Origin of the sequence: Methylobacterium sp. J-078 (genome assembly GCF_022829285.1) — a bacterium.
In the GTDB taxonomy this organism is placed as follows: domain Bacteria; phylum Pseudomonadota; class Alphaproteobacteria; order Rhizobiales; family Beijerinckiaceae; genus Methylobacterium.
The window spans coordinates 23,633-49,111 of sequence record NZ_JAKSYI010000036.1 but is presented as its reverse complement, the minus strand read 5'-3'; the positions used below and the strand labels follow the sequence as shown (position 1 = coordinate 49,111).

At 67.5% G+C, this 25,479-nt stretch carries 18 protein-coding genes, 4 pseudogenes and 1 riboswitch; of the genes and pseudogenes, 12 read left to right on the top strand and 10 right to left on the bottom strand.

Annotated elements, in window-relative coordinates:
- Positions 1-227: 227 nt before the first annotated feature.
- From MKK58_RS03215 to MKK58_RS03200, 4 genes and pseudogenes are all read right to left on the bottom strand, one after another.
- Positions 228-368: pseudogene (locus MKK58_RS03215) on the bottom strand (MFS transporter); the annotation flags it as partial.
- 59 nt (positions 369-427) lie between these two features.
- Positions 428-1,063 carry an HAD-IA family hydrolase gene (locus MKK58_RS03210; protein ID WP_243910724.1) on the bottom strand — a complete coding sequence of 212 codons (636 nt, stop codon included), beginning with the start codon at positions 1,061-1,063 and terminating at the stop codon, positions 428-430.
- 58 nt (positions 1,064-1,121) lie between these two features.
- A complete protein-coding gene (locus tag MKK58_RS03205) occupies positions 1,122-1,514 on the bottom strand; it encodes a RidA family protein (RefSeq protein ID WP_243910723.1) in 393 nt (130 codons plus the stop codon).
- 11 nt (positions 1,515-1,525) lie between these two features.
- The gene (locus MKK58_RS03200; protein WP_243910722.1) at positions 1,526-2,734 is read right to left on the bottom strand and encodes a DSD1 family PLP-dependent enzyme; all 1,209 of its coding nucleotides are present in this window, start codon (positions 2,732-2,734) and stop codon (positions 1,526-1,528) included.
- A gap of 100 nt (positions 2,735-2,834) precedes the next feature.
- On the opposite strand from MKK58_RS03200, the gene MKK58_RS03195 reads away from it, so the two are divergent.
- Positions 2,835-3,752 carry a LysR substrate-binding domain-containing protein gene (locus MKK58_RS03195; protein ID WP_243910721.1) on the top strand — a complete coding sequence of 306 codons (918 nt, stop codon included), beginning with the start codon at positions 2,835-2,837 and terminating at the stop codon, positions 3,750-3,752.
- A gap of 298 nt (positions 3,753-4,050) precedes the next feature.
- Here the strand turns inward: MKK58_RS03195 and MKK58_RS03190 are convergent, their stop codons facing one another.
- Positions 4,051-4,749, bottom strand: a complete 699-nt coding sequence (locus MKK58_RS03190; protein ID WP_243910720.1) for a glutathione S-transferase family protein — start codon at positions 4,747-4,749, stop codon at positions 4,051-4,053.
- A gap of 110 nt (positions 4,750-4,859) precedes the next feature.
- Between MKK58_RS03190 and MKK58_RS03185 the strand changes: the two genes are divergently transcribed.
- Entirely contained in the window at positions 4,860-5,435 is a 576-nt protein-coding gene (locus MKK58_RS03185) for a TetR/AcrR family transcriptional regulator (protein ID WP_243910719.1), read from the top strand.
- 291 nt (positions 5,436-5,726) lie between these two features.
- Here the strand turns inward: MKK58_RS03185 and MKK58_RS03180 are convergent, their stop codons facing one another.
- On the bottom strand, positions 5,727-6,638 hold the full coding sequence (locus tag MKK58_RS03180) for a helix-turn-helix domain-containing protein (RefSeq protein ID WP_243910718.1): 912 nt from the start codon (positions 6,636-6,638) through the stop codon (positions 5,727-5,729).
- A gap of 495 nt (positions 6,639-7,133) precedes the next feature.
- Between MKK58_RS03180 and MKK58_RS03175 the strand changes: the two genes are divergently transcribed.
- The 4 genes from MKK58_RS03175 (at position 7,134) to MKK58_RS03160 (ending at position 11,229) form a co-directional block, all read left to right on the top strand.
- Positions 7,134-7,355 (top strand): hypothetical protein, encoded by a 222-nt coding sequence (locus MKK58_RS03175; RefSeq protein WP_243910717.1) that lies wholly within the window; start codon positions 7,134-7,136, stop codon positions 7,353-7,355.
- Positions 7,356-7,469: 114 nt separating this feature from the next.
- Positions 7,470-7,679, top strand: coding sequence for a hypothetical protein (locus MKK58_RS03170; protein WP_243910716.1), 210 nt, complete (start codon positions 7,470-7,472; stop codon positions 7,677-7,679).
- Between the two features lie 147 nt (positions 7,680-7,826).
- Positions 7,827-9,104: an HlyD family secretion protein gene (locus MKK58_RS03165; protein WP_243910715.1), complete on the top strand. Its 1,278-nt coding sequence runs from the start codon at positions 7,827-7,829 to the stop codon at positions 9,102-9,104.
- A gap of 4 nt (positions 9,105-9,108) precedes the next feature.
- Entirely contained in the window at positions 9,109-11,229 is a 2,121-nt protein-coding gene (locus tag MKK58_RS03160; RefSeq protein WP_243910714.1) for a peptidase domain-containing ABC transporter, read from the top strand.
- Positions 11,230-11,381: 152 nt separating this feature from the next.
- On the opposite strand, the pseudogene MKK58_RS03155 reads toward MKK58_RS03160, so the two are convergent.
- Positions 11,382-11,816, bottom strand: a pseudogene (locus MKK58_RS03155) (IS3 family transposase); the annotation flags it as partial.
- A gap of 422 nt (positions 11,817-12,238) precedes the next feature.
- Positions 12,239-12,448: riboswitch (cobalamin riboswitch) on the top strand.
- Between the two features lie 219 nt (positions 12,449-12,667).
- On the opposite strand from MKK58_RS03155, the gene MKK58_RS03150 reads away from it, so the two are divergent.
- Genes MKK58_RS03150 through MKK58_RS03125 form a run of 6 tightly spaced genes read left to right on the top strand, consistent with a single transcriptional unit; the run spans position 12,668 to position 19,877 of the window.
- Positions 12,668-14,791: a TonB-dependent siderophore receptor gene (locus tag MKK58_RS03150; RefSeq protein ID WP_243910727.1), complete on the top strand. Its 2,124-nt coding sequence runs from the start codon at positions 12,668-12,670 to the stop codon at positions 14,789-14,791.
- Positions 14,791-15,534, top strand: coding sequence for an ABC transporter ATP-binding protein (locus MKK58_RS03145; RefSeq protein WP_243910713.1), 744 nt, complete (start codon positions 14,791-14,793; stop codon positions 15,532-15,534). The genes MKK58_RS03150 and MKK58_RS03145 overlap by 1 nt, the downstream gene beginning before the upstream one ends.
- Complete coding sequence (locus MKK58_RS26955; RefSeq protein ID WP_243910712.1) at positions 15,531-16,925, top strand: DUF3526 domain-containing protein; 1,395 nt, start codon at positions 15,531-15,533, stop codon at positions 16,923-16,925. Before MKK58_RS03145 ends, MKK58_RS26955 begins: the two co-directional genes overlap by 4 nt.
- Entirely contained in the window at positions 16,922-18,409 is a 1,488-nt protein-coding gene (locus tag MKK58_RS03135; RefSeq protein ID WP_243910711.1) for a DUF3526 domain-containing protein, read from the top strand. Before MKK58_RS26955 ends, MKK58_RS03135 begins: the two co-directional genes overlap by 4 nt.
- The gene (locus tag MKK58_RS03130) at positions 18,409-18,717 is read left to right on the top strand and encodes a hypothetical protein (protein ID WP_243910710.1); all 309 of its coding nucleotides are present in this window, start codon (positions 18,409-18,411) and stop codon (positions 18,715-18,717) included. The genes MKK58_RS03135 and MKK58_RS03130 overlap by 1 nt, the downstream gene beginning before the upstream one ends.
- Positions 18,714-19,877: a DUF1624 domain-containing protein gene (locus MKK58_RS03125; protein ID WP_243910709.1), complete on the top strand. Its 1,164-nt coding sequence runs from the start codon at positions 18,714-18,716 to the stop codon at positions 19,875-19,877. The genes MKK58_RS03130 and MKK58_RS03125 overlap by 4 nt, the downstream gene beginning before the upstream one ends.
- A 532-nt stretch (positions 19,878-20,409) precedes the next feature.
- On the opposite strand, the pseudogene MKK58_RS03120 reads toward MKK58_RS03125, so the two are convergent.
- The 3 genes and pseudogenes from MKK58_RS03120 to MKK58_RS03110 all read right to left on the bottom strand — a co-directional run.
- Positions 20,410-21,018 (bottom strand): annotated as a pseudogene (locus MKK58_RS03120) (aldo/keto reductase); the annotation flags it as partial.
- Positions 21,017-22,007, bottom strand: a pseudogene (locus tag MKK58_RS03115) (aldo/keto reductase). The pseudogenes MKK58_RS03115 and MKK58_RS03120, both read right to left, overlap by 2 nt.
- Positions 22,008-22,177: 170 nt before the next feature.
- Positions 22,178-25,372, bottom strand: coding sequence for an efflux RND transporter permease subunit (locus MKK58_RS03110; protein WP_243910707.1), 3,195 nt, complete (start codon positions 25,370-25,372; stop codon positions 22,178-22,180).
- Between the last annotated feature and the right edge of the window lie 107 nt (positions 25,373-25,479).

Below are 25,479 nucleotides of genomic sequence, written 5' to 3'. Positions count from 1 at the left end.
GTGGCACGAACTCGTGCAGCGAGGGCGGCAACAGCCAGCCCTGATCGACGTCCCAGGAGCGAAACACCTTGGCCATGAGCCGAGTGAATCACCTCGCAGCCTCGTCGTCGAGAGGATTACTCGGACAAGCTCCTAGCTGTTTGGTCCCGGAATTTGGTGGTGCGGATCATGGATGAACCTGGACGGCTCGTCTGTCCAAGCTTTGCAGATGGCCCCGGAGAGCAGACGGCGCGCTGGCCGAGGCGGTCGGCGACGAGACTCGCGAGCGGGCGCGACAGCAGGATGCCGATCAACGATCCGCTCATCACATCGCCGACGACGCGACCCCGCTCCGCAGGACGCGGCGTCGCCGCAGCGATCGGCACGAGCGACCAGCAGAGCGCTGACGTCGGCGAGACTGTGAGGCCCGGGCATTCCATGGGCGCCTTCAACGATCGAGGACGAATGCCGGCAGGCGATCCAGGGATGATTCGTGTGCCAAGGGCGCCGGTGCGCCGTCGGGGGCGGTCATCCCGACGCGATCGTGCCAGTAGGTCTGCAAACCGACCGCCGCCGTCCCGACGAGATCGTAGGCCGAGCCGGCGACGAACAGGCAGCGGTCAGCATCGACGGACAGCTCGCTTAGACCAAGCCGATAGGGGCGAGGGTCGGGCTTGTAGAACCCCGCCCGCTCGGACGTCACCACCGTCGTGAAGGGAACGCCGACGCAATCGGCCGCGATCCGTCCCAAGCGTTCGGAGCAGTTCGTCACGATGCCGAGGGGTACGGACCTGGCGGAGAGGTCCCGCAGGGACTGCACCACGCCCGACCAGGGCCGCAATTCGCCGTAGCGTTCGGCGAGTTCGGTCGTCGCGTTGCCGGGCAAGCCGACCGCCTCCGCCGCTTCAGACACGAGGTCCTCGTACGGGCGGTAGCGTCCGGTGCGATAGGTGATCCGCAGGTACTCGGCGCGCCAGCGCCGACCGAGCTCCTCGCTCCCGGCCACGGAGTTCCAGAGCGACCAGCTATCCAGGAGCGCGGTCAGCAGATCGAACAGGACGGCATCGTAGCGTTGCTCCGGCATCGACGGTCTCCTGAGTCGGTATGTTGTCTTGAGAAGGCGCTCGTGGGGGAAGCTGTCGTCACACAATCCGCGCGGCGATCGCCTCGATCTCCACGAGATAGCCGTGGTGGAGTTCCGGCACCGGCACGACCGTGCGGGCCGGCTTCGCCGCCCCGAACACCTCGGCGTAGATCCGGTTGAAGACAGGCCAGTTCTCGACGCCCACGATATAGGCCGTGACCCGCAGGACCTCCTGCGGTCCGCATCCTGCCTCGTCCAGGATGGCGAGGACGTTGGCGAGGGTTTGTCGAACCTGCACGTCGAAAGGCTGATCGGCGGTGTGCGTGCCGTCCGGGCGGGAGCCGAGCTGGCCCGAGACGAACACAAGGTCGCGCCACGCGGTCGCATGGACGTAGTGCCCGGCCGGAGCCGGCACGGTGGACGCGGCGATGCGCACGATGGGATCGGTCATGGTGCAGGTTCCTACCAACCATTGATGCGGGGCCAGACCGCGGCAACGCGGCCGAATCTGTCGAGGACATGGTAACGGTCATGCTGGGCACCCGTGGCGCAGGCATGGTTCGGCAGGACGCGCACCCGTGCTCCGATCGGGAGGTCGGGGAGGGTCGCCTGCGAGCCGCGCCGGACCGCGATGATGCCGTGCTCTTGGTTGGCGTCGGCGACGACGAGGTCCGGGTAGGGCCGGCCGGCGAGGTCGCAGACGACGCCGTAACCTTGGTCCACGGCCTGCCTGGCCGTGCCGCGGTCGCGAGACAGCGCCATCCATCCGGCATCCGTGATGATCCAGCCCTTGGCGCGCTGGTGGCCGATCACCGTGGCGAGCACGGAGAGGGCGAGATCGGCCGGAGCCACCGAACCGACGCCGGCCTGGTAGAGGTCGCCGAACATGAAGACCCCGGCGCGAACCTCAGTCACGCCGGTCAGGTCCTGTGCGTAGCGGGCGGTCGGCGTTGAGCCCACGCTGACGACGGGACAGGGCAAATCCGCGGCGCGCAGAGTCTCGGCCGCCGTGACGGCAGCCACGCGCTCTGCCTCGGCCGCTGCGACCAGAGCCGCGCCATCCTGCAGCGCGTAGCTGTCACCCGCATGGAGGAGGACACCGCGTAGGGCAGCGCCCCCGGCCACCAGGCGCCGCCCGATGGCGACGAGCAGGTCCCGGTCGCTCGGTGCAACGCCGGAGCGGTGGCCGTCCGCATCCACCTCGATCAGGACGGGGAGCGCGTCGCTTCCGCTTCGGGCGTGCGCGGCGACGGCATCCGCCTGCTCCAGGCTGTCGAGGATCAGGGCGAGATCGGCCCCCTGCGCGCGGATGGCCGAGACGCGATCGAGCTTGGCCGGCGCGATGCCGACGCCGTAGATGAGATCCCGCACACCCGCTTCGGCGAAGTACTCCGCCTCGCGGAGGGTCGAGACCATGGCGGGTCCCTCCGGAGCCGTCATGGCGATGCGGCCGACATCCAGGGATTTGGCCGTCTTGAGGTGGGGGCGGAAGGCGACGCCGAGCCGCGCCAGGCGCGCCTGCATGCCCTCGAGGTTGGCGCGCAGCTTCCCCTCGTCGAGCAGCAGGCAAGGGGTATCGAGCTGGTCCAAGCCCGTCCCGAGCAAGGCCCTCCCGAGCAAGGCCGCCCCGGGCTCGGCGGGCAACGTCTGGCGGATCGTGACTGGGGGCATCGGTGGGCTCGCCTCGTAGGCAGGTGCAGGACCAGACAGAGCACGGGCGGCAGCCGCCTGCTATTAACGCCGCCTGCATCCTGGATTAAGCTCAGCCTGAATGCTGACGACCGACGACCTGCGCTTCTTCGCTGCCATTGCCAGGGCCTCGTCCCTGGCCGCTGCCGCGCGTGACCTGAACGTCTCTCCCCCGGCCGTGACCCAGCGGCTCCGCGCCCTGGAGGCCCGGCTCCGCGTCCATCTGGTCGATCGCTCGGGGCGGCACCTGACGCTGACCGACGAGGGCGAGTTGCTCGCCGAACGCGGACGCCAGGTCCTGGAGGGCCTCAGCCAGATCGACGATGCGCTCGCCGAGCGCCGCGGCGAGGTCCGGGGGCATCTGCGCATCGTGGCGCCGCTCGGGTTCGGCCGCCGCTACGTGGCGCCGGTGGTCGCAGCCTTCCAGGCGGGGCATCCGGAACTGAAGATCGACCTCGCCCTGTCCGACCGCCTCGGAGGGGTGCCGGGCAGCGGCAGTTGGGATCTCGCGATCCACGTCGGCGAGATGGACCACGCTGCCCCGGGTCTGATCATGCGCAGCCTCGCCCCGAACGAGCGCTGGGCCTGCGCGGCGCCCAGCTACCTGAACCGCTGCGGGGCACCGGAGAACCCGGGCGCGCTGCGCACGCATTCCTGCATCGCCTTGCGCGAGAACGATGAGGACGTGACCCTGTGGCGCTTCCGATCGGAGGGAGCCACCGATGGGGAGCGTGTGCGGATCGAGCCGAATCTGGCCAGCAACGACGGCGAAGTCGTGCGGAGCTGGGCCCTGGCGGGGCGCGGCATCATCGTGCGCTCGGAATGGGACCTGATTGACGATGTCCGAGCTGGTCGGCTGGTCCGGCTTCTCACCGATCATACCCTGCCGGCGGCGCCAGTCGTCGCGCTGCTGGGCGCACGCCGCCAGGCGCGTGCGGCACGAACCGGACGGTTCCTCGATGCGCTCCAGCAATCGCTGGAGCCAGTGCCCTGGCGCTGAACAGAAGGCTTGGCGTTTGATTTCCGCTCTCGGAACACCTTGCTTCGCGACACCGGAAGATTGGTTACTGTTTTCACGAAGGATGAAGATTCGGACGTACGCTTATCAGGCGTGATTTTTAGAAGAAGGCCGACGACAAGCCACCCATCCCGGCCGTTTGGCGGACCGGCGGGTCCCGACCCGACCCGGCCGCCCGGACCGCCATCGGCGCTTCTCCAAAGCAGCCATCGCAGAACGCTGCTATAGTCGGTCGAGGCCGCGTTGCGGTCGGGCGGATGCCAGCCCGACCGCCGAACACTCATGTGCGATTGTCGATCTCCGGCACGCCGCTGCTACGGTCGGCATAGGCGGCGATAAAGGTCGATCGAGCCTGCCAGCGCCGCCAGAAGGCATCGAGATATTCGAACCGCTCATCAAGCGGGGTGGCGTTGACGGGGAACTTGGAGAACGCAATCGCCGTAGCTAACGTGATGTCGGAGAACGTCGGCTGATCACCACCCAGCAGCCAATCGCGGCCATCCGCGAGATGCCGGTCCACGAGACCGGCATGCGCCAGCGCCACTTTACGTGAATGCTCGCCCCAAGCCGGGTTGCTGGTCAGTTCGAGCTTCGGGCCCAATCCCTGGTGCAGGACGTGGAAGGCGGTGACGATCGGGTAGAGGATGTGCACCCACACCCGGCTGTCCCACATCTGATCGAGACCGCGCTCATGCGCCGTAGCCCCCATGATCTTGCGGCCTTCGAACGTGTCGTCGAGATAGCGGGCGATGGCGGAGGTCTCGCTAAGGTAAGAACCATCGGCGAGCGCGAGGGTCGGCGTCTCGCCCCAGGCGTTCATCTTCAGGTGTCTCCAACCCCGCTGCTCGCCCTCTGGCGACATGTCGTAGATCGTCTCGTCGAAGCGATCGGCGATGCCCTTCTCATGCATGAAAATCCGCAGGCGCTGCGGGTTGGGGAAGGCCGAAGGGGAGGTGAAGAGCTTGAGCTTGTCGGACATCGTCGTCTCGCTTTAGTAAATTGCCTGTCTATCATATGACAGGCAGCAAGCTAGGTCCGGCATCTTGTGACGTCAACCCCTGTCTGCCATATGACAGGTGGAGGTTGAATATGGCAGCGACGTCAAAGGGGAATGTGAGAGAGGCCATCCTCGTAGCCGCCAGGGAGGCGGCGATGGCCTATGGCTACGGCGGCCTCAACTTCCGCGACCTTGCGGAGACCGTCGGCATCAAGGCTGCCAGCATCAACTACCACTTCGCCACCAAGGCTCTCCTCGGCGAAGCGGTTGCACGGCGCTACTGGGAAGACATCGCCCGCGATCTCGAAGCCATCTCGACGAATGCCCGAAGCCCAACGGAAGCGTTGCGGCGATACCCGAGCATCTTCCGGCTATCTCTGGAGCGCGACAATCGCATCTGCCTGAGCAGCTTCATGGCGACGGAACATGACGAGTTGCCCGAGCCCGTGTTGAAGGAGGTGCAAACTTTCGCTGACGTGAACACCGCTTGGCTGTGCGAACATTTGGTCGCCGCCAAACTCGCCTCGCCGGCCGAGGGTGAGTTGAGGGCTCGCGCCATTTACGCTGCTGTCGCCGGAGCGCAGATCATCGCCCGCAGCCGTTCGGACGTGAAATTGTTCGACGAGTTGATCGAAAGCTACCGACGGATGGGCTTGCTCCCAAGCTAGTCGAACTTCGTATCCGAAAGTTTCAAGTTTGAGCGCCTTCGCCGCATCCGATCCATAACGAGCGACTGTTTCAGCGCGTCTCTCACCCCGAAGCAGACCAAACTCTTTCCATCCCGAGCAGACGGTCCGATAGCGCCAACATCGTCATGGCGTTCGATCCTTACTGTTCTTGAAAGCAGTCGTGTCAGTCCGTAGCGGATTATGGCGTCCGTGCTCGGTCCGGCAGCGGACATCATCGCCTGTCAGCTCGGCCAAACGAGACGGATCAGGCATCTTGAGCGCCCGCCAAGTTTAACCACCCTTGCGCGCTTGCCGGGCCACCGCGCTCGGCGAAAGATCCAGCACCCGTCGGAAAGTCTTGGACATCTGGCTGAGGTCGGTGAATCCGGCCCGTGTCGCAACGTCCCTAAGGCTCGCGTCGCCGGACTCGATCAATTCGCGAGCGTAGAGGACCCGGGCACGCAGGATATACTGGTAGGGGGTCACCCCGAAGGAGGCCTTAAACGCGCGCACGAGGTGCCCCATGCTCACGCCCGCGGCCTCGGCGAGGTGCGAGAGATTGAGGGGTTCGGACAGACGCGACGCGATCAGGTCCCGCAGGAGGGCCGCTTCGGACGACCGCAGCCTGGGGATCGTGCGATGGTCGCGTTCCGGCGTCGAGAACATCCGGATTAGGGTGGAGGCCACGCTCTCCACCAGGAGCGCGCCGTGCGGGCACCCCCCTTCAAGGTCGACCGATATGGCGCGCAGGAGATACTCGACCGCGCTCTGCGAGCGGGCGCTGACGAACTGGGTCTGGATACCGGTTCGGTGCGGTGCGACGTCCGCCATCCGCTCGATGGTTTCCGGTGCGATCTTCAGCGTCAGATTGCGAAACTCCCCCGTCCAGGTCCCGGATACCGAGGCTCCGGGGTGGAGCACGGAGATGTTGTCCTCGTTGAAGCGGTGATCCTCGCTGGCATAGTGAAAGGTCTGGTCGCGCGGGCGCAACGACAGCCCAAAATGGACGCCCCTCTGCTCGATGGAGACGCGGCCGTTCGCGCCGAGGATCACGTCGGAGAAGTAGATTCCCCGCCAGCCGTTCCGCGTGCTGTCGCACAGGACGGCCTTGATATCCCCGTCGAAGGAGATGTCGCTGCCGAAGTCACGGAACTCTAGCTTCATCAACCCTCCTCCGCACCCTGGAGACATTTCCATCGGCATCCGTGTCTTACCCAACGCGAAGCTGGACCGTCACCGGGCTGCCGACCGGAAGCTCTATAATTCCATCGGTATAACCGTGCCTCCGCGATGAGAGCAATTTCCTGAAACCGATTCCGGAAGAGGATTTTTCCGCAGCGGCAAGCAGTGGAAGCGCGTTTTTCTCTGCGACAAATTGTCAGGCATTTTCAATTTTTATGCTAAAAATCAACAGTTTAATCTGACATCCAGAGTGTCGTGGCACCGATCTCAATTTTCGCCAAATACGACGACCGGACGAACGATCCAGGCATCCTTTGCCTCGGCAAAGACCCAGGCGATCCCGGCCGATCAAAATTCGGCGCCGACGTACCGCGGATCGAGGCGGCGTCCGCCGGCAGGGTTGAAGTATGTTTCCCATCCGTTAGCTTCGTAGTCAGGAGCAACAGGGACGCTGCTCTCAAGTACACGAAGAGAAATTGAATACGATTTCATCCCGCATCAAGAATTGGAGATATCATGTCCAACAAGATCGACACCATTCGCGAACTTAATGCGACGGAACTCGACGCTGTGGGCGGTGGCTTGTCCCTGGGACTTGGCCTCGATCTCGACCTCTCCAGCGAACTTGGTGCTGTCTCGGGCGTCGTCGGCCAAGTCGGCGGACTCGTGAGCGGTCTGGTCGGCGGCCTGCTGGGTGCTGTCGGCGGCCTCGTGGGCGGCTTGCTCGGCGGCAAGTGAGCCCCAGCATTCAGTTAGCCCGGGTCGCGCAGTCCGGCCCTCTCTAAACGCGTGGCCCCGTGGCGACGGAATACCCGAATCCTTGGCTGAGATCGGCCCAATCGGAGAACGACCATGACTCAGAACCATGACACCATTCGCGAGCTCAACGCGACGGAACTCGACGCCGTGGGCGGCGGCCTGTCCCTGGGCCTCGGCCTCGATCTCGACCTCTCCAGTGAGCTGGGCGCCGTCTCCGGCGTGGTCGGGCAAGTCGGCGGTCTCGTGAGCGGTCTGGTCGGTGGCCTGCTCGGCGCGGTCGGTGGCCTCCTGGGCGGCAAGTAAGAGGGTGTCGCCGTCCGGTTGAAGTCCGGCGGCAGACTCGATCCGACCATAGGCGGCAAGCTCCCCGTGGGCTTGCCGCTGACTTCGGTTCAGACGCCGTCCCCAAAGATCGACCGCAAGGCGCGGCACGGAGAAACGCCACCGTCGATGACGACACCGTTGTTTCGCGCCGAGGTCGCTCAGGCACGCAAGGATTCCTGGCTCGGAGAAGCCCAGATCGTTCAGCCCGTCTCGGTTCGCACGGTGACCGGATTGACGGTGTTGATGATCGTCGCGACGCTCCTCTTCGTCGCGATCGGCACCTACACGCGGCGCGTGCACGCTTACGGGATGTTGACCCCCGACGTCGGCCTGATGACGGTGGCGAGTCCCGTGGCGGGCCGGGTCGGCAGTTCGGGGGTCAAGGAGGGCGACAAGGTCCGGCGCGGGCAGCTCCTCTACACGCTGGATCTCGACGCGGTCTCCGCCAACGGTCCGACCCAGCAGCGCATCATCGACCAGCTCGCACGGCAGAAGGCGAGCATCGAGACCCAGGCGGCGTTGCGCGCGAGCATGGCCGAGACCGAAAAGCGTTCGCTCGCCGAGCAGATCGACAACCTGCAATCCCAGTCGCGCCAGCTCGTGGAGCAGGTGAGCCTTCAGGAAAAGCTGGTGCCGCCGCTGAAGGAGCGCGTCGACGTTCTGGCCAAGGCCGTCGGCGACGGGTTCGCGCGGTCCGCCGACCTGCAGAACCAGAACTACCTCTACCTGCAGGCCAGCTCTCAGCTCGCCCAGTTCCGGAACTCCAACCTCCAGCTCGTGGGCAAGGTCGGGGAACTGCGCTCGACGCTTGCCACCTTCGACGACAAGCTCGCCCGGGACCTCGCCGAGATGGACCGTACCGCCGCCCAGCTCGAACAGCAGCGGGCCGAGAGCGAGGCCCGCCGCGGCATCGAGGTGCGGGCGCCCGAGAGCGGGATCCTCACCTCCATCCGCGTCCAGGCCGGCCAGAGCGTGTCGGCAGGCGCTACGCTGCTGACGCTGCTGCCGAGCGAGGGGCGCCTTCAGGCCAACCTGTTCGTCGAATCCTCGGCCATCGGCTTCATCGATACCGGGGAGCCGGTGATGCTTCGCTACGCCGCGTTCCCGTTCCAGCGCTTCGGCCTCTATCGCGGAACCGTCTCGGAGGTGACCCGCGCGCCCCTGGAGGCCGCGGATGCGCCGGAGCCCGCCGGCGGCAAGGCCAAGAGCGGCGACGGGATCTACCGCATCGTCGTCCGCCCGGACGAGGATGCGGTCCTTGCCTACGGCGAGAAGCGCCGCCTCGAGGCGGGCATGCGCGTGGAGGCCGATATCGCCCTGGAGCAGCGCTCGCTCTACCGATGGCTCCTGGATCCCCTGTACCGGGTCAAGCGCAGCGTCGATCTCGTGACCCGGGGCCAATGAACGCGTGAGTCTCCTGACCAACCTCCATTTCGGCTTCGGCCGGCGCGCGCCCGTCCTGCTCCAGGCGGAGGCGGCGGAATGCGGCATGGCCTGCCTCGGCATGGTCCTCGGCTACCATGGTCGCCACGTCGATCTCGGGACCATGCGGCGGCGGCACGCCCTGTCCCTCAAGGGCATGACCCTGCGCAACCTCATCGACCTCGCCGGTACGATGGGCCTGGCGACACGGGCCCTGCGGGCTGAGCTCAAGGACCTGCCGCGCCTGAAGCTGCCGTGCATCCTGCACTGGGGCCTCAACCACTTCGTGGTGCTGACGGCCGTCCGGGCGAACGGCATCACCATCCACGACCCGGCACGCGGCCCGCGCCGGCTTACCCTGGCGGAGGCCTCGCGGGAGTTTACGGGCGTCGCCCTGGAGACGAGCCCGACGACGAGCTTTGTGCGCGAAAAGCGCCAGCGCGGGCTCGCCCTGCGGGACCTCTTCCGCACCATCGGTGGCATCCGCCCGGCGCTGGCCCAGATCCTCGCCCTCTCCCTCGGGATCGAACTCGTCGCGATCCTGATGCCGATCGCCTCGCAGATCGTCATCGACGAGGTCATCGTCAACGCCGACCTCGACCTCCTTCTCGTGGTGGCGGTGGGACTGGCTCTCCTGCTCGTGGTCCAGCTGGTGCTCTCGGTGGCTCGAACCTGGGCGATCATGCTCACAGGCACGAAGTTGAACCTGCAATGGTCCGGGAGCCTGTTCGGACATCTCTCGCGGCTGCCGCTTGATTATTTCGAGAAGCGCCACGTGGGCGACGTGATCTCGCGCTTCGGGTCGCTCGCCACGATCCAGAAGGGGATCACGACGGACCTCGTGCAGGCGATCCTCGACGGGATCATGTCCGTGGGCATGCTCGCCATGCTGGTGGTCTACGGGGGATGGCTCGCGCTCGTCGTCGTCGCCTCGACAGTCCTGACCGCGATCCTGCGAATCTTCGCCTACGGCTCCTACCGGGAGGGGACCGAGGAGGCGATCGTCGCGGAGGCGCGCCAGCAGTCGCATTTCATCGAGACCGTGCGCGGCATGGCCAGCGTGAAGCTCCTTGACCTGCGCGAGCGCCGCAGCGGCACCTGGATGAACCACTTCGTCACCTCGGTGAACGCGCGCCTGCGCCTGCAGCGCCTCGACCTCGTCTTCGGGCGGGCCAACGAGTTGCTGTTCGGGATCGACCGCCTCCTGCTCCTCGTCCTCGGCGCGCGAGCGGTGATCGACCAGTCGATGACTCTGGGCATGCTGGTGGCCTTCCTCGCCTACCGCGACCAGTTCTCGCAGCGGATCGGCAACCTCATCCAGTCGGGCTTCCAGCTGCGGATGCTCAACGTCCAGACCGATCGCCTGTCGGACATCGTGATGAGCGAGCCCGAGGAGCAGGCTCTCACGCTCGCGCCGTCGGTGCCGAGTCCGGCCGTCGTCGGGGCCGGGGGTGCCACCGGCAGCATCGCGGTGCGGGGCCTCGCCCTGCGCTACGGCAGCGACGAGCCGTGGATCTTCCGCGACCTCGCCCTCGATATCGCCGCCGGATCGAGCTTCGCGATCACGGGACCGTCGGGCTGCGGCAAGTCGAGCCTGATGAAGGTCATGATGGGTCTGCTGCCGGCCACCGAGGGCAGCGTGCTGATCGACGGCCAGGACCTGCGCACCCTTGGGTCGGCGGCCTATCGCCGGCGCATCGCCGGCGTAATGCAGAACGACGGCCTGTTCGCGGGATCGATCGCCGAGAACATCGCCTGTTTCGACGAGCGGCCCGATCCGGGCTGGATCGAGGAATGCGCGGCGCGTGCCGCGGTTCTCGACGACATCCGCCGGACGCCGATGGGGTTCGAGACTTTGGTCGGCGACATGGGCTCCACCCTGTCGGGGGGGCAGAAGCAGCGCGTGATCCTGGCCCGCGCGCTCTACCGACGACCCGAGATCCTGTTCCTGGACGAAGCGACGAGCCACCTCGACGAGCCCACGGAGGCCGCCATCGCGACCGCCCTGCGGGACCTGCGCATGACCCGCGTGATCGTCGCGCACCGCCCCGCGACCGTGATGCACGCAAACGCTACTTATCATTTTGTAGCGCAAGTGCTCGCTTAGACTGCAAAATTTGAGTATGTAAATTATCATAGGATTTTTAAGTCAGCGCTCATCGATTTTCAAATAATACGTGATAATATATGTTTGTGTTGCACTGAATTTCCGGAACGAATTTTCAGCTAAAGGGCTAAGTCGCAAATTTCATTGGAGGCGTGATTGCGATGGAGCGGCCGCAGCCGCACGCAGGAGCCGTCGTTCAACCACAACCGGCTTCGCGGCCGATGCTTCTGCGGGACCTTGAGCCCCTCACGACGCCAGATCCGCTGAACCAAGTCCTTGCCCATCTGCCAGCCCGCTGCCTGCAGCAGCGCGGTGACACGGCGGTAGCCATAGGGTTGGTACTCAGACGCCAGGACGATGATGGCGCGGGTCAGCGCATCCTCGTCAGCCGGCACCGTCGGTATGTAGCGCTGCGTGCCCCGGTTCTGGCCAACGATCCGGCAGGCATGGCGTTCTGAGAGACCATACTCGGAGATCTCGGCCTCCTTGCAGGCCAGGGCCAAACTCTTGCCCTGGGCCGTCTGAACCGCGATCTGGCGAAGCTTCAGCACAACCTGCTCCGCACCCGTCTTCTGGCCTCGCTTCATCTCCAACTCCCTTGGTCCTGGCTGATCCCCTCAATCAGCCCGTTCCAAAGCCAGCCGGTCAGGTCACCGGGGCATCGGCGAGGTCACACGCGCGCCTGTCGACTGGGGCGCACGCCAAGTGATGAACCTGTTCCTGCCATACCTGACGCCGCGAGGGCTGGCGGAAGCCGAACTCGGCGCGGCGCGCGACGACGGCTGATCGTTCGAGGAGAGAACAGGCTCCATCGTATGGGCTCGGCCCGGCGGCCCCGCATCACCGCATTTATGGTCGGGTGAAGCGAGCGGTCGATCGGTCATCGCAATGCGCTCACGCTCACGAGCATGGCGTTGCCAGGAAGAGCCGGCGCAAGGATCGATTCTGCGCAACGTTACAATGTTGCAAAAAACCGCGTTCCCACGATTGACTAAGCGGGGGCGCCCGGCGAATGTCTGACCGTCAAGGTTCCTGCGGGTCGTCGGCTCGCGGGCTAAGAGGGAATTCGGGGTGCTCGCAGGAGCGCTTCCGAAGCTGCCCCCGCAACTGTCAGCGGCGAGTTCCTGCCATCCATGGTCACTGGTGCCCAGCACCGGGAAGGCCGGGCAAGGGCGACGACCCGCGAGCCAGGAGACCTGCCTTGCGATGTAACGTCTCTCGGGCGGGGTGTCCCGGCGGAGCGCTGGAACGGACTTGGCTGCTGACGCCGCCGATCCCGTGAGGGCACCCGCTCGGCTGTCGCTCGACAACCTTGAGCGCATCGGTGTCCCCTCGTCCGAGCCTGCCCACCGCGACGGCCCTGATCCTGAACCCGCCCGCATCCACCAAGCGCCGCTGGAGGGCCGGACGCCGGGGATCGCGTTGCGCCCTCGCCGCGATCCTCTCGACGGGTTCGCCCGCCTTGGAGGCCCGGGCGCAGGAGGCCGTCACGCTGGAGGAACTCTCCGTCGAGGGGGCTGGCGGGAGTGCCTCGGTCGCCGTTGGTGCTGGCCCCAAATCGGGAATCGGCCTGATCGGCCCGACGCCGGGCTACCGGGCCGACCGCGCGGTGAGCAGCACCAAGACCGACACGCCTCAGCGCGACGTACCCCAGGTCGTCACCGTCGCGCCGCGCGAGGTCATCACCGATCTCGCCGCCACCCGCGTCGACCGCGTCTTCAACTACACGCCCGGCGTGGCCCAGCAGAACAATTTCGGCGGACTCACGGTGTTCAGCTACGCCATCCGCGGCACGACCACCTCGGAGCTCTACCGCAACGGCTTCCCGATCAACCGCGGTTCGCCGCCGCCACCCGATACCCAGAACGTGGAGCGCATCGAGGTGCTCAAGGGCCCCGGCGGCGGCTTGTTCGGGCGCAGCGACCCGGGCGGCCTCGTCAACTTCGTCACCAAGCAGCCGACGGCCGAGCGCTTCGTCGAGATGGGCGGCCTTTGGGGCTCGTTCGAGCAGTTCCGCGGCACGGTCGATGCCGGCGGCGCACTCAACGAGGACGGCACGCTGCTCTACCGCTTCAACGTCGCGGGCGGCCGCCAGAACAGCTTTCGCGATTTCGTGGATGGCGACCGGCTCCTCGTCGCGCCCGTGGTGAGCTGGCAGATCACGCCGGACACGAAGGTCACCGTCGAGACCGAGTTTCTGCGCAACCGTGTCGTCTTCGACCGGGGCGTGATCGCGATCAACAAGCAACTGGGATTCCTGCCGATCTCCCGCTTCCTCGGTGAGCCCGGGCAGAGCACGTACCAGAGTTCGGACACGATGCAGGTGCGGGTCGAGCACCGCTTCAACGCCGACTGGCAGATGCGGCTGGCGACCCACTTCAACACCGGCTCGCTGGTCGGGGAATCGGCGGAGGTCCGTGGCCTGGCCGCCGACAATCGCACCGTCCTGCGCGACCGGAATTTTCGCGATTACCGCTGGGATACCGCCATCGGCCAGGCCGAGGTGGTGGGGCGCTTCGCCACCGGCGATCTCGGCCATACCGTGCTTCTCGGCTTCGAGCGCGAGAGCACCGACAGCCGCGTGGTCTACGACCGCTCGAATTTCCGCCAGAGCCCCTACAGCCTCGACATCTACGATCCGCGCTACGGCCAGGCCCTGCCGCCGCTCACCATCCGGCGCAACAACCTGGAGCGGGTCACCAACACCGCCCTCTACGCCCAGGACCAGATCGCCCTCAGCCCGGAATGGAAAGCCCTGCTCGGCGTGCGCTTCGATTTCTTCGAGCAGTCCTTCCGCGAGCGCACCACGGCGACCCAGGTCGACCAGTCCCGGGTGGCAGCCACGCCGCGCGCCGGCCTCGTCTACCAGCCCCTGCCGGAGCTCGCCCTCTACACGAACGTGGGCACCAGCTTCCGGCCCAATATCGGCCCCGACGCCTTCGCGGTGGCCCGCTCCGTGCCGTTCGAGCCCGAGACCGGCCTCGGCTACGAAGTCGGCGCCAAGCTCGACCTGTTCGGCGGCGCGCTCGGCCTGACGGCGGCGGCCTTCCGCATCGAGCGGCAGAACGTGCTCACGGCCGACCCCAACAATTCGGGCTTCTCCCTGGCGGCCGGCGGGGTGCGCAGCCAGGGCTTCGAGCTCACGGCCGCCGGCCAGATCACCCCCGAGATCAAGATCCTGGCGGGCTACGTCTACGCCGACGCCGTGGTCACGAAGGACAACGTGCTCCCCGTGGGTGCGCCGCTGATCAACATCCCGCGCCACTCGGGCAGCCTGCTCGCCGTGCACGAGGTACAGGCCGGCCCCTGGAAGGGCCTCGGCCTCGGCGGCGGCGTGCGCGGCGTCGGCGAACGCGCCGGAGACGCGGGGGGCTCCGGCTTCGTGCTCCCGGCCTACATCGCGGTCGATGCCCTGGCCTACTATCGCTACGAGAACATGCGCTTCGGCCTCAACGTCGAGAACATCTTCGACGCGACCTACTACGAGAGCTCGAACAACGCCTTCCGGGTCTATCCCGGCGCGCCCCGGCGCTTCACCGGCACGATCTCGGTGCGGTTCTGATGGCTGACGTCACCACCCACGCGGGTGACTTCGTCCTGGAGATCCAGGGGGCGGGCAAGCGCTTCGGCGAACGCCGAGCCCTCGCTGGCCTCGACCTGTCGCTCCGCCCCGGCGAGGTGTTCGCCCTGCTCGGACCGAACGGTGCCGGCAAGACCACTACGGTCAACCTGATCCTCGGCTTCCTGAAGGCGGATGCCGGTACGGTCCGGGTCTGCGGAATCGATGCCGGCGCTGACCCGGTCGGCGCCCGCCGGCACGTGGCCTACATCCCCGAACAGGTGGCGCTCTATCCCGGCCTCTCAGGGGTGGAGAACCTGCGCTACTTCACGACCCTGGCCGGCCTCCACCTGGACAAGGGGACCGCCCGCACGCTCCTGGCCGAGGCCGGTCTCGCCGAGACTGCTCACGCGCGTCCCGCCGGCTCCTATTCCAAGGGCATGCGCCAGAAGGTCGGCATCGCGGTGGCGCTCGCGCGCCGTGCCCGGCTCCTCCTCCTCGACGAACCCACCTCCGGCCTCGATCCGAGCGCGGCCGCGGATTTCTCGACCACGGTCCGGGCGGCGGCGACGCGCGGCACCGCCATCCTGATGGCGACCCACGACCTCTACCGGGTGCGCGAGATGGCCGGGCGCGTCGGTGTCCTGAGCCGTGGCCGCATCGTCGAGGAGATCGACCCCAGGACTCTCGACCATGTCGGCCTGGAGCGGCTCTACATCGAGCGGCTGGCGGGGAGCGCGGCGTGAGGCGACTCTCGGCCGAACTCGCGCGCACCGCCCGCGATGCGCGCCTTCGCTGGATCGGTGCCGTCCTCGTCCTGCTCCTCACGGTCGCTGGCCTCGGCGCCTGGCGGGATTCCACGCGCTACGCCGGCGAGGTCGCTCAGGTCGCGGCCGCCGAGCGCGCGCGCTGGCTCGGCCAGGATGCCAAGAACCCGCATTCGGCCGACCATTTCGGCCTTTGGGTGTTCCGTCCCTCCGCACCGCTTGCCGTCCTCGATCCCGGTACCGAGCCCTATACGGGCCGGATGGTACGGGTCGAGGCACACGTCTTCAACGACGCGGTCTACCGTGCCATCCAGGATGCCGGACCGCTCGCGAGGTTCGGTTTCGGAAGCGTCGCCGACATCGTCCAGCTCGTGGTGCCGCTCGCCGCCATCCTGCTGGGCTTCTCCGCCTTCGCGGCCGACCGCGAGCGTGGCACGCTGCGTCTCGCGCTCGGCAACGGCGTTCCGCCGGGCCAGCTCTTCGCGAGCCGGTTCGCGGCCCTTTTCGCCGCGCTCGCCGTCGTGGCGGGCCTGCCCCTCTTCGGGATCGGCGCGCTCGCGGTGATGAGCCAGGACCATGCGGGCTGGCAGGTCGTTCCGCGGCTGCTGACCTGGGTCGCGGCACAACTCGCCTACACCGCCGTGTTCCTGCTGCTCGCGATGCTCGTCTCGCTGGTCGCCCGCACGGCACGCGGCGCGCTCGCGGCCGCGCTCGCGGTCTGGGCCCTCCTCTGCGTGGCGGCTCCCCGCCTCGCGGTCGTCGGCGTCGACGCCGTCGTGCCCGTCCTGTCCTACCGAGAGGTCCGGGCACGGATCGAGGCTGGTTTTCGGAGCCATCGCACCGCCGAGGCGAACGATGCCCGTACCCGCGCGGTGCTGGCCCGCTACGGCGTCGGCGACCCCGACGAACTGCCCGTGGACCTGCGCGGGCTGATGATGTCCGAGAACGAGGCGCACAACTTTGCGGTCTACGACCGCGAACTCGGCGCGTTCTTCGATAGCATCGCGATTCAGGACAGGGCCTTGGCCTGGGCCGGCCTCCTGTCGCCGCGGGTCGCCCTCCAGGCCCTCTCGCAGACGCTGGCCGGCACCGATTTCGCCCAGCACGCCCATTTCGTCTGGGCGGCGGAGGCCTACCGGCGCGGGATTTCCGAACGCATGAACGCCGAGATCCGCGACCATCCTCAGCGCGGTGGGACGACCCTCGTCGCCGGGCCGGATCTCTGGGAAGAGATCCCGCCCTTCGTCCTCCAACCCTTGCCTTTCGCGCGCGCGCTGGCCGACGCAGGCGTTCCGGCCCTCATCCTTGCCCTCTGGCTCGGTCTGCCGGCGCTCCTGTGCCGCCCCCTGGTCCGGAGGTTGAAGCCGTGACGACCGTACGGTTCGCCGTCCTCCTCGGCGCCGAGTTGCGCCTGGTCCTGCGCGAGCGCCTGACCTGGGCGGTCCATGCCGCCCTCGTCGTGTCACTCTGCCTGGCGGCCTGGACGGGCGCCGGGCGCGTCGCCACGGAACGGGCCGCCCTGGCGCAGGCCGCCGCCGAGACCGACCGGGTCGTGCGGGACGCCAGGGCCGCCCACGAGCGCTACGCCGAGCCGTCGCCGATCAAGGTGAACTACTGGCAGGACCCGACCGACGCCTTCGGCTACATGACCTACTTCATGGCCGCCTACGCCGTGAAGCCGCCGACGCCTCTCGCGGCGTTCGCGGCCGGTCAGTCCGACGTGCAGCCCGCGATCATGCGGGCCAGCTTCGGCTTCAGCACGGTCTTCGACGACACCGCCTACGAGCCCGGCTCGACGGCCCGGCTCCGGCTCGGCCCGTTCGATCTCGCCTTCGTGCTGGTCTACCTCGTGCCGCTCGCGGTCATCGCGCTCGCCGGCACGCGGCTCTCCTCCGAGCACGACAGCGGCATCCTGCGCATGATCGCGTCGCAGCCCGTCGGGCCGCGTCGCGTGGCGAGCGCGAAGTTCGGGGCCGTGGCCCTGGTCGCCATCGCGGCCGCGCTCGGCGGAACGGCGTTGGCGCTCGTCGTCTCGGGCGGTCTCGGAGCGCTCGACGGATGGGAGGGCGCGCTGGCGCTGCTCGCGGCGGCGCTCTCCGCCTACGTCGCCTTCTGGGTGGCGGCCTGCGCCCTGGTGGCCAGCCTGTGGCGCGGGGGCGTCGCCGCCCTCGCGATCCTCGTGCTGGCCTGGGCCTGCGTCACGGTCGCCCTCCCGAGCACGCTCGGCCTCGCAGTCGAGGCCCTCGCACCGACGCCCTCGCGGATCGCGGCCATCGACGCGAGCCGGCGGGCGCAGGTCCGCTTCTATACCGGGGAGGAAGGCGCACGGATCACTTCGGCCTGGCTGACCGGCAAGGTTCCGGAGGTCGCGAGCCGGCCGGGGCTGGCGGACGCGCCCGAGATCAAGCGTCTCGCTCGCGATGCGTTCTATGACGAAGCGCTGGCGAGCGACCGAGATGCCGCGCAGGACCATGCCCGGGCGGCGGCGGCCTGGAGCCGGCGACTGGCGATCCTGTCGCCCGCGACCGTCCTGGCACGCGCGCTGGAGGTGGCGGCGGGAACCGATGCGGAGCGCCATTCCACCTTCCTGGCGGCGGGCGCCGCTTATCGCCGGGACCTGCGTGCGTTCTTCGAGCCCCGCATTCTCGCCCAAGCCCTCGATCCGGCTCCGGTGTGTCAGGGCTGCCCCGCGCGGCTCGACTTTACCGCCTACGACGCCGTTCCGGCCTTCGTGCCCTCCGTCCCGCGCGCAGCGGCCGAACACCAGGCGCTGGTGGCCCTCGGTTGCCTGATGGCGGGAACCCTGCTCCTTGCCGCCCTGGCCTACCGTCGCCTTTCGGGATGGCCTGCTTGATGCGCCCGAACCGGAACGACGCCTCCGAGAAGGCCAGCCCGGTCGCGACCCAGCCCCGTGACGTTTCCGTCACCCGCGTCCGGCGCGGGGATGCCGGACGCGGTGCCTCGTCCGCACGAGCCCGCCGCTACGTTCTCGATCTCATGCCGATCATCGACGCGATGCGCGGGGAGGTCGGGCGGACGCCCCAGTGCCTCGCCCTGGAGCTCACGCGGCGGGGGGTCTGCAAGCCGCGCGGCGGCGCGGTCTGGACTCCGGTCGATGTCGGCCGCCTCCTGCATAGGATCGGAACGGAGCGCGCGCGATGAGGCCCGCAATCGCCGAGGACGCGCAGACTCTGCGGTCCCGCATCGTCTCCATCGACGCCCTGCGCGGGCTCGTCATGCTGCTCATGCTCGTCGACCACGTGCGGGAGTTCATCTACCTGCACGCCCAGGTCCGAGACCCCATGGATCTGAGCCTCACGCCGCCCGGCCTCGTCCTGACCCGGCTCACCTCGCATCTCTGCGCGCCGGTCTTCATCCTGCTCACCGGCCTCTCGGCCAGCCTCCACGCGCAGAAGCACGGCGACCGGCGGGCGACCAGCGTGTTCCTAGCCAAGCGCGGGCTCCTGCTGATCCTGCTGGAGGTAACGTTGGTGAACCTCGCCTGGACCCGCAGCCTGACGCCGCCGGTCCTCTACCTGCAGGTGATCTGGGCCATCGGCCTCAGCATGGTGGCGCTGTCCGCGTTGCTCTGGCGACCGCGCGCTGCCCTCATCCTCTTCGCCGCGGCGGTCATGCTCGGCCACAACGGGCTCGACGGATTCGTGCTCCGGCCGGGCGACACGGGCTACGTGCTCTGGTCGATCCTGCACCAGCGGGGCTCCCTCGAACTGCCCTGGGGCGTGGCGCGCACCTCCTACCCCGTGCTGCCCTGGTTCGGCGTGATCGCGGCGGGCTACGCCCTCGGGCCGCTCTTCGCCGGAGCGGTCGCGCCGGCCAATCGCCGCGCGTGGCTCCTGGCGCTCGGCGGCGCGGCGCTCGCCGCCTTCTTCACTCTGCGAAGCTTCAACGGCTACGGCGAGCCGGTCCCCTGGCAGACGGGGGCGACGCCCCTCCTGACGGGGCTGTCTTTCGTCAACCTGACCAAGTACCCGCCCTCGGCCGACTTCCTCCTGCTGACCCTGGGCCTCGGCCTTGGCCTCCTCGCCTTGCTCGAGGCGGTACCGGCGCGACGTCTCGCCTGGCTGCGCACCTTCGGCGGCGCGCCGCTGTTCTTCTACCTGGCGCATCTCTGGCTGCTGCGCCTGCTCCATGACGGCGCCCTGGCACTCGGCCTCGCCGGCCCCTCCGACCGAATCGAGGCGGGGGACCCGTGGCAGATCTGGCTGGTCGCGGCGATCCTGGTCCCGCCCCTCTGGCTCGCGTGCCGCTGGATGGTCCGTCTGAAGCGCCAGGCGGCGTGGTCGGGTTTGAGCTACTTGTGAATGCCTGTCGAATGTCCGCTGACCGAGGCTCGGTCGAAGCCCCACGATGTCCTGCTCGGGTCGAGATCCGTCCGTCCGTTCGTTCTACGACCAGGTCGGATGGGGAGCGGAAGGCTCTAACGGCGAACCCGGTAAGAATTAATACCCCAACAACTAATCCGTTATCGAACGGAATGAGCAACATTTATGTATTATTTAGAAAATAACGACTTCACCGCATTTGCGACGGCAGTGGCGATTGTCTTAGTCATTTTTGCTGTCTTTGGCGTCTTCGTGTGGTGGTCGGGAATGCTTTTCGAGAACTGAACGGCTGGTATGGGTCGCCATCTGCCGGTCTGCTCAATGACCGGGTAGGGTGGAGAGCGGCTCAACCGCTATCGGTCACGCATTGCCTCTGAGAAACGGACCAGGGTCCTCGCTGCCGGCGGGATGGTTTGCCGCCGGCAGCGCGGACGGGGCGCGCCGTCGCCCAGAGCAGGACGGCGTAGGCTGCCAACGCGTCTTATTTGGCGAGGTAAGACATCATCTTTCCTCAGCGGTTGACCAGGCTCTGTCGTGAGGCCGGGCAGCGATCTCCCTGAACCTGGACCGTCGTGAGCGCCTGCTTGATGCGCGCGAGGTCGTCCTGGCTCAGGTCCACCGCCACCGCACCGAGGTTCTCCTCCAGCCGGTGCAGCTTTGTGGTTCCGGGGATCGGTACGATTCAGGGCTTCTGCGCGATGAGCCAGGAAAGCGCGATCTGAGCGGGCGTCACACGCTTGCTCGCGGCAGTCTCCTTCACGACTTCGACGAGCGCCTGGTTGGCCTTCGTTGCTTCCGGCGAGAACCGCGGCACGACGCTGCGGAAGTCCCCGTCGCCGAACGTGGCGTTCGCATCGAGCATGCCGGTCAGGAAGCCCTTGCCCAGCGGGGCAAAGGGCACGAAACCGATGCCCAGCTCTTCGAGGAGGGGCAGGATCGCGGCCTCCGGCTCGCGCCACCACAGGGCGTATTCGCTCTGAAGGACCGCCACCGACTGCTCGGCGTCGGCGCGTCGGATCGCCGCGGACCCCGCCTCCGACATTCCGAAGTGGCGCACCTTCCCGGCCGCGATCAGGTCCCTGACCGTGCCCGCGACGTCCTCCATGGGCACGTGTGGGTCAGCGGTAGGAGAACTGGAGGACGGCGGGAGGTAGCCGCTCGCCCTCGACCGGGATGGCCGACGCCGCCCGCTCGATCTCGCCCATGGCCTCAGGTGTGAGCACGACCTGCGCCGCACCGAGGTTCTCCTCGACCCGTTCGAGCTTGCGGGTGCCCGGGATGGGCACGATGAAGGGCTTGCGCGCCAGCAGCCAGGCCAGCGCGACTTGGGCCGGGGTCGCCCCCTTGGCCTCGGCGAAGCGCCTGAGCAGGTCCACCAGGGCCTGGTTGGCCTTCATCGCCTCGGGCTTGAAGCGCGGGGAGTTCGAGCGGAAGTCGGTGGCGTCCTGGCTCACGCCCGGATCGACCTTGCCGGTCAGGAAGCCGGCACCGAGCGGGCTCCACGGAACGAAGCCGATGCCGAGCTCCTCGCAGAGCGGCAGGATCTCGGGCTCCGGGTCGCGGGTCCAGAGAGAATACTCGCTCTGGATGGCGGCAACCGGCTGGACCGCGTGGGCACGACGGATGGTCTGTGCGCCGGGCTCGGACAGGCCGAAGTGCTTCACCTTGCCCTCGGCGATTAGCTCCCTCACCGCGCCGGCGACGTCCTCGATAGGCACCTCCGGGTCGACCCGGTGCTGATAGAGGAGGTCGATGCTCTCGACCCGCAGGCGCCTCAGCATACCATCAACGGCGCGCTTCACGTGGGCCGGCTTGCTGTTGAGCCCGGGACGGCGCTCGCCGGTCTCGGGGTCGATGTTCCAGCCGAACTTGGTGGCAATCGTCACCTCGCCGCGCACAGGCGCCAGCGCCTCGCCGACCAGTTCCTCGTTGGTGAAGGGGCCATACGCCTCGGCGGTGTCGAAATGCGTCACGCCGCGCTCGTGCGCGCCGCGGATGACCCGGATAGCCTCGGAGCGTTCGGGCGAGGCGCCGTAAGTAGTTGGCGAAGCTCATCGTGCCGTAGCCGATCTCGGAAACGGTGAGTGGGCCGAGCTTGCGGTTCTTCATGGTCATGCCTCGAAGAAGGGGTGTTCGGGCGTCCCGCGCTCAGGCCCGGTACTACTCTTCGGTGACGTGCTCCAGCCGATCGACGGGGCTGCCGTTGAGCTTCTCCTGGATGGCGACGTGGCTCGGGACGATGCGAGTCTCACAAATCACCGCCCGTAGCTGCGACACTGCTATGCCACCTCTGCGATCCGGTCGTGGTGAACGACGGGAGTGCTGCCGCCATGCTGCTTGAGCGGCCGGTTGCCGCCGAGGCGGCGCAGGAGGACGTAGAACACCGGCGTTAGGAAGAGCCCGAAGGCGGTGACGCCGATCATGCCGGAGAACACGGCGACGCCCATGGCGCTTCGCATCTCGGAGCCGGCGCCGGTGGCCGTCACGAGGGGCAGGACGCCCATGATGAAGGCCATCGAGGTCATCAGGATCGGGCGCAGCCGTAGGCGGCTCGCCTCGATCGCGGCTTGAAGCGGGGAGCGACCGGCGAATTCCAGCTCGCGGGCGAATTCGACGATCAGGATCGCGTTCTTGGCCGAGAGGCCGACGAGGACGATCAGCCCGATCTGGGTAAAGACGTTGTTGTCGCCCGCCGAGAGCCAGACGCCGAACATGGCCGCGAGCAGGCCCATCGGCACGATCATCAGAATGGCGAGCGGCAGGGCCAGACTCTCGTATTGGGCGGCGAGCACGAGGAAGACCAGGAGTAGGGCGAGCGGAAAAACCCACATCCCGGAATTGCCCGCGATGAACTCCTGATAGGTCAGGTCGGTCCACTCGAAGGCAAAGCCGCGCGGCAGGGTCTCGGCCGCGATGCGGGCGGCCGCCGCCTGGGCTTGGCCAGACGAGTAGCCGGGCGCCGCGCCGGCGTTGATGTCAGCGGAGAGAAAGCCGTTGTAGCGCATGGCGCGCTCCGGGCCGGCCGTCTGTCGGACGCGGAGCAGGGCCGCCAGCGGCACCATCTCGCCGGAGCCCGCCCGCACCTTCAGCGCACCGATATCGTCCGAGCGCGCCCGGAACGGCGCGTCGGCCTGGACCCGGACCGAGTAGGTGCGGCCGAACCGGTTGAAGTCGTTGACGTAGAGCGAGCCGAGATAGATCTGCAGCGTGTCGAACACGTCCGTCACGGGGATGCGAAGCTGGCGGGCCTTCGTCCGGTCTATGTCGGCGAAGAGCTGCGGCACGTTCATCTGGAAGCTGGAGAACAGGCCGGCGAGCTCGGGCGCCTGGGCGGCCTTGGCCAGGAAGGCCTTGGTCGCGTCGTTCAGCGCCTCGTAGCCGAGGCCGGCCCGGTCCTCGATCTGGAGCTTGAAGCCGCCGATGGTGCCCAGCCCGTTGACCGGCGGCGGCGGGAACATCGCGATGAACGCCTCGGGGATCGCGGCGAACTTCTTGTTGAGCGACTGCGCGATGGCGCCCCCGTTCAGGGCCGGCGAGCGGCGCTCCTCGAACGGCTTCAGGGTCGAGAACACGATCCCCGAGTTCGAGCTGTTGGTGAAGCCGTTGATGGACAGGCCCGGGAAGGCGACGGCGCTCTCGACGCCCGGCTCCTTGAGGGCGATCTCGCTCATGCGGCGGATCACGTCCTCGGTTCGGTCGAGGGTGGCTCCGTCCGGCAGCTGCGCGAAGCCGACGAGGTATTGCTTGTCCTGGCCCGGCACGAAGCCGCCGGGAATCTGGCGGAACAGCACCACGGTCAGCCCGACGAGCATGAGGTAGAGCACCATCATCGTCGCCTTACGCGAGACGACGAAGCCGACGCCGCGCCCGTACCCGTCCGAGGCTCGCCCGAAGACGCGGTTGAAGCGCCGGAAGAACCAGCCGAGCAGCCCGTCGAGGATCCGGGTGAGGCGGTCCTTGGGGGCGTGGTGGTCCTTCAAGAGCAGCGCTGAGAGAGCCGGCGACAGGGTGAGCGAATTGATTGCCGAGATCACGGTCGAGATCGCGATGGTGAGCGCGAACTGCTTGTAGAACTGTCCCGTCAGGCCGCTGATGAAGGCGAGCGGCACGAACACCGCCACGAGCACCAGGGCGATGGCGATGATCGGGCCCGAGACCTCGCGCATGGCCTGGTAGCTGGCTTCGCGCGGCGACAGGCCGCTCTCGATGTTCCGTTCGACGTTCTCGACCACCACGATGGCGTCGTCGACGACGATGCCGATGGCGAGCACGAGGCCGAACAGGCTCAGCGCGTTGATGGAGAACCCGAAGGCGTGCATCACCGCGAAGGTGCCGACGATGGAAACCGGCACCGCGAGCAGCGGGATGATCGAGGCCCGCCACGTCTGCAGAAACAGGATCACCACGACGACGACGAGGGCGATCGCCTCCAGCAGGGTATGGATGACCGCCTCGATGGACGCGCGCACGAATTGCGTTGGATCGTAAACGATCTCGTAGTCGACGCCCTCGGGCATGTTCCGCTTGATCTCGGCCATGGTCCTTCGGACTTCGTCGGAGATCTGGATCGCGTTGGAGCCGGGCGACTGCGAGATTGGCAGGGCAACGGCTGACTTGTTGTCGAGGAGCGAGCGCAGGGCGTAGTCGGAGGCACCGAGCTCGATCCGGGCGACGTCGCGCAGGCGGGTGACCTCTCCATCGGCACCGGTCTTGACGACGATGTCCCCGAACTGCTCCTCGCTGGTCAGCCGCCCCTCGGCGTTGAGCGACAGCTGAAGGTCGAGCCCGGGAATCGCCGGCGAAGCGCCGATGACACCGGCCGCCGCCTCGACGTTCTGGGCCTGGATCTCGCGAACGATATCACCGGCCGAGAGCCCGTGCTCGGCGACCTTTTGCGGATCGAGCCAGATGCGCATCGAATAATCGCCGGAGCCGAAGAGCTGCACCTGCCCGACGCCATCGAGGCGAGCGAGCCGGTCCTTGATGTTCAGCACCGCGTAGTTGCGCAGGTAGGTCATATCGTAGCGCCCGTTCGGCGAGACGAGGTGCACGACCATGGTCAGGTCCGGCGAGGACTTCACCGTGACGATGCCGAGCTGGCGCACGATCGCCGGCAGACGTGGCTCGGCCTGCGAGACGCGGTTCTGGACGAGCTGCTGCGCCTTGTCGGGATCCGTGCCGAGGCGGAACGTGACGGTGAGCGTCATGATCCCGTCGGTCGTAGCCTGGCTCGACATGTACAGCATGCCCTCGACGCCGTTGATCTGCTCCTCGATCGGCGTCGCCACCGTCTCGACGATGACCTTCGGATTGGCGCCCGGGAAGGTCGCCCGCACGACGACCGAGGGCGGGACCACGTCGGGGTACTCGGAGATCGGCATCGCGAAGAGCGAGATCAGGCCCATGATGAAGATGAGCACCGAGAGCACGCCCGCGAAGATCGGCCGATCGATGAAGAATTTCGAGAAATTCATACCGCTCTCCTGAGGGCGAGAGAGATCGCGCGGCGTGGGACTGCGCGTAACTAGAGAGGGCGGTCGCGAGGCGGCCGCCGTGAATGATCTTCGATTAGAATGCGTGC

What these genes read in the sequence shown, in the direction of transcription:
- MKK58_RS03205 (WP_243910723.1), bottom strand. Translation starts at nt 1,514, where the DNA reads ATGACCGATCCCATCGTGCGCATCGCCGCGTCCACCGTGCCGGCTCCG.
- MKK58_RS03185 (WP_243910719.1), top strand. Translation starts at nt 4,860, where the DNA reads ATGGCAGCGACGTCAAAGGGGAATGTGAGAGAGGCCATCCTCGTAGCC.
- MKK58_RS03170 (WP_243910716.1), top strand. Translation starts at nt 7,470, where the DNA reads ATGACTCAGAACCATGACACCATTCGCGAGCTCAACGCGACGGAACTC.
- MKK58_RS03210 (WP_243910724.1), bottom strand. Translation starts at nt 1,063, where the DNA reads ATGCCGGAGCAACGCTACGATGCCGTCCTGTTCGATCTGCTGACCGCG.
- MKK58_RS03125 (WP_243910709.1), top strand. Translation starts at nt 18,714, where the DNA reads ATGAGGCCCGCAATCGCCGAGGACGCGCAGACTCTGCGGTCCCGCATC.
- MKK58_RS03175 (WP_243910717.1), top strand. Translation starts at nt 7,134, where the DNA reads ATGTCCAACAAGATCGACACCATTCGCGAACTTAATGCGACGGAACTC.
- MKK58_RS03165 (WP_243910715.1), top strand. Translation starts at nt 7,827, where the DNA reads ATGACGACACCGTTGTTTCGCGCCGAGGTCGCTCAGGCACGCAAGGAT.
- MKK58_RS03145 (WP_243910713.1), top strand. Translation starts at nt 14,791, where the DNA reads ATGGCTGACGTCACCACCCACGCGGGTGACTTCGTCCTGGAGATCCAG.
- MKK58_RS03195 (WP_243910721.1), top strand. Translation starts at nt 2,835, where the DNA reads ATGCTGACGACCGACGACCTGCGCTTCTTCGCTGCCATTGCCAGGGCC.
- MKK58_RS03180 (WP_243910718.1), bottom strand. Translation starts at nt 6,638, where the DNA reads ATGCCGATGGAAATGTCTCCAGGGTGCGGAGGAGGGTTGATGAAGCTA.
- MKK58_RS03200 (WP_243910722.1), bottom strand. Translation starts at nt 2,734, where the DNA reads ATGCCCCCAGTCACGATCCGCCAGACGTTGCCCGCCGAGCCCGGGGCG.
- MKK58_RS03190 (WP_243910720.1), bottom strand. Translation starts at nt 4,749, where the DNA reads ATGTCCGACAAGCTCAAGCTCTTCACCTCCCCTTCGGCCTTCCCCAAC.
- MKK58_RS03130 (WP_243910710.1), top strand. Translation starts at nt 18,409, where the DNA reads ATGCGCCCGAACCGGAACGACGCCTCCGAGAAGGCCAGCCCGGTCGCG.
- MKK58_RS03110 (WP_243910707.1), bottom strand. Translation starts at nt 25,372, where the DNA reads ATGAATTTCTCGAAATTCTTCATCGATCGGCCGATCTTCGCGGGCGTG.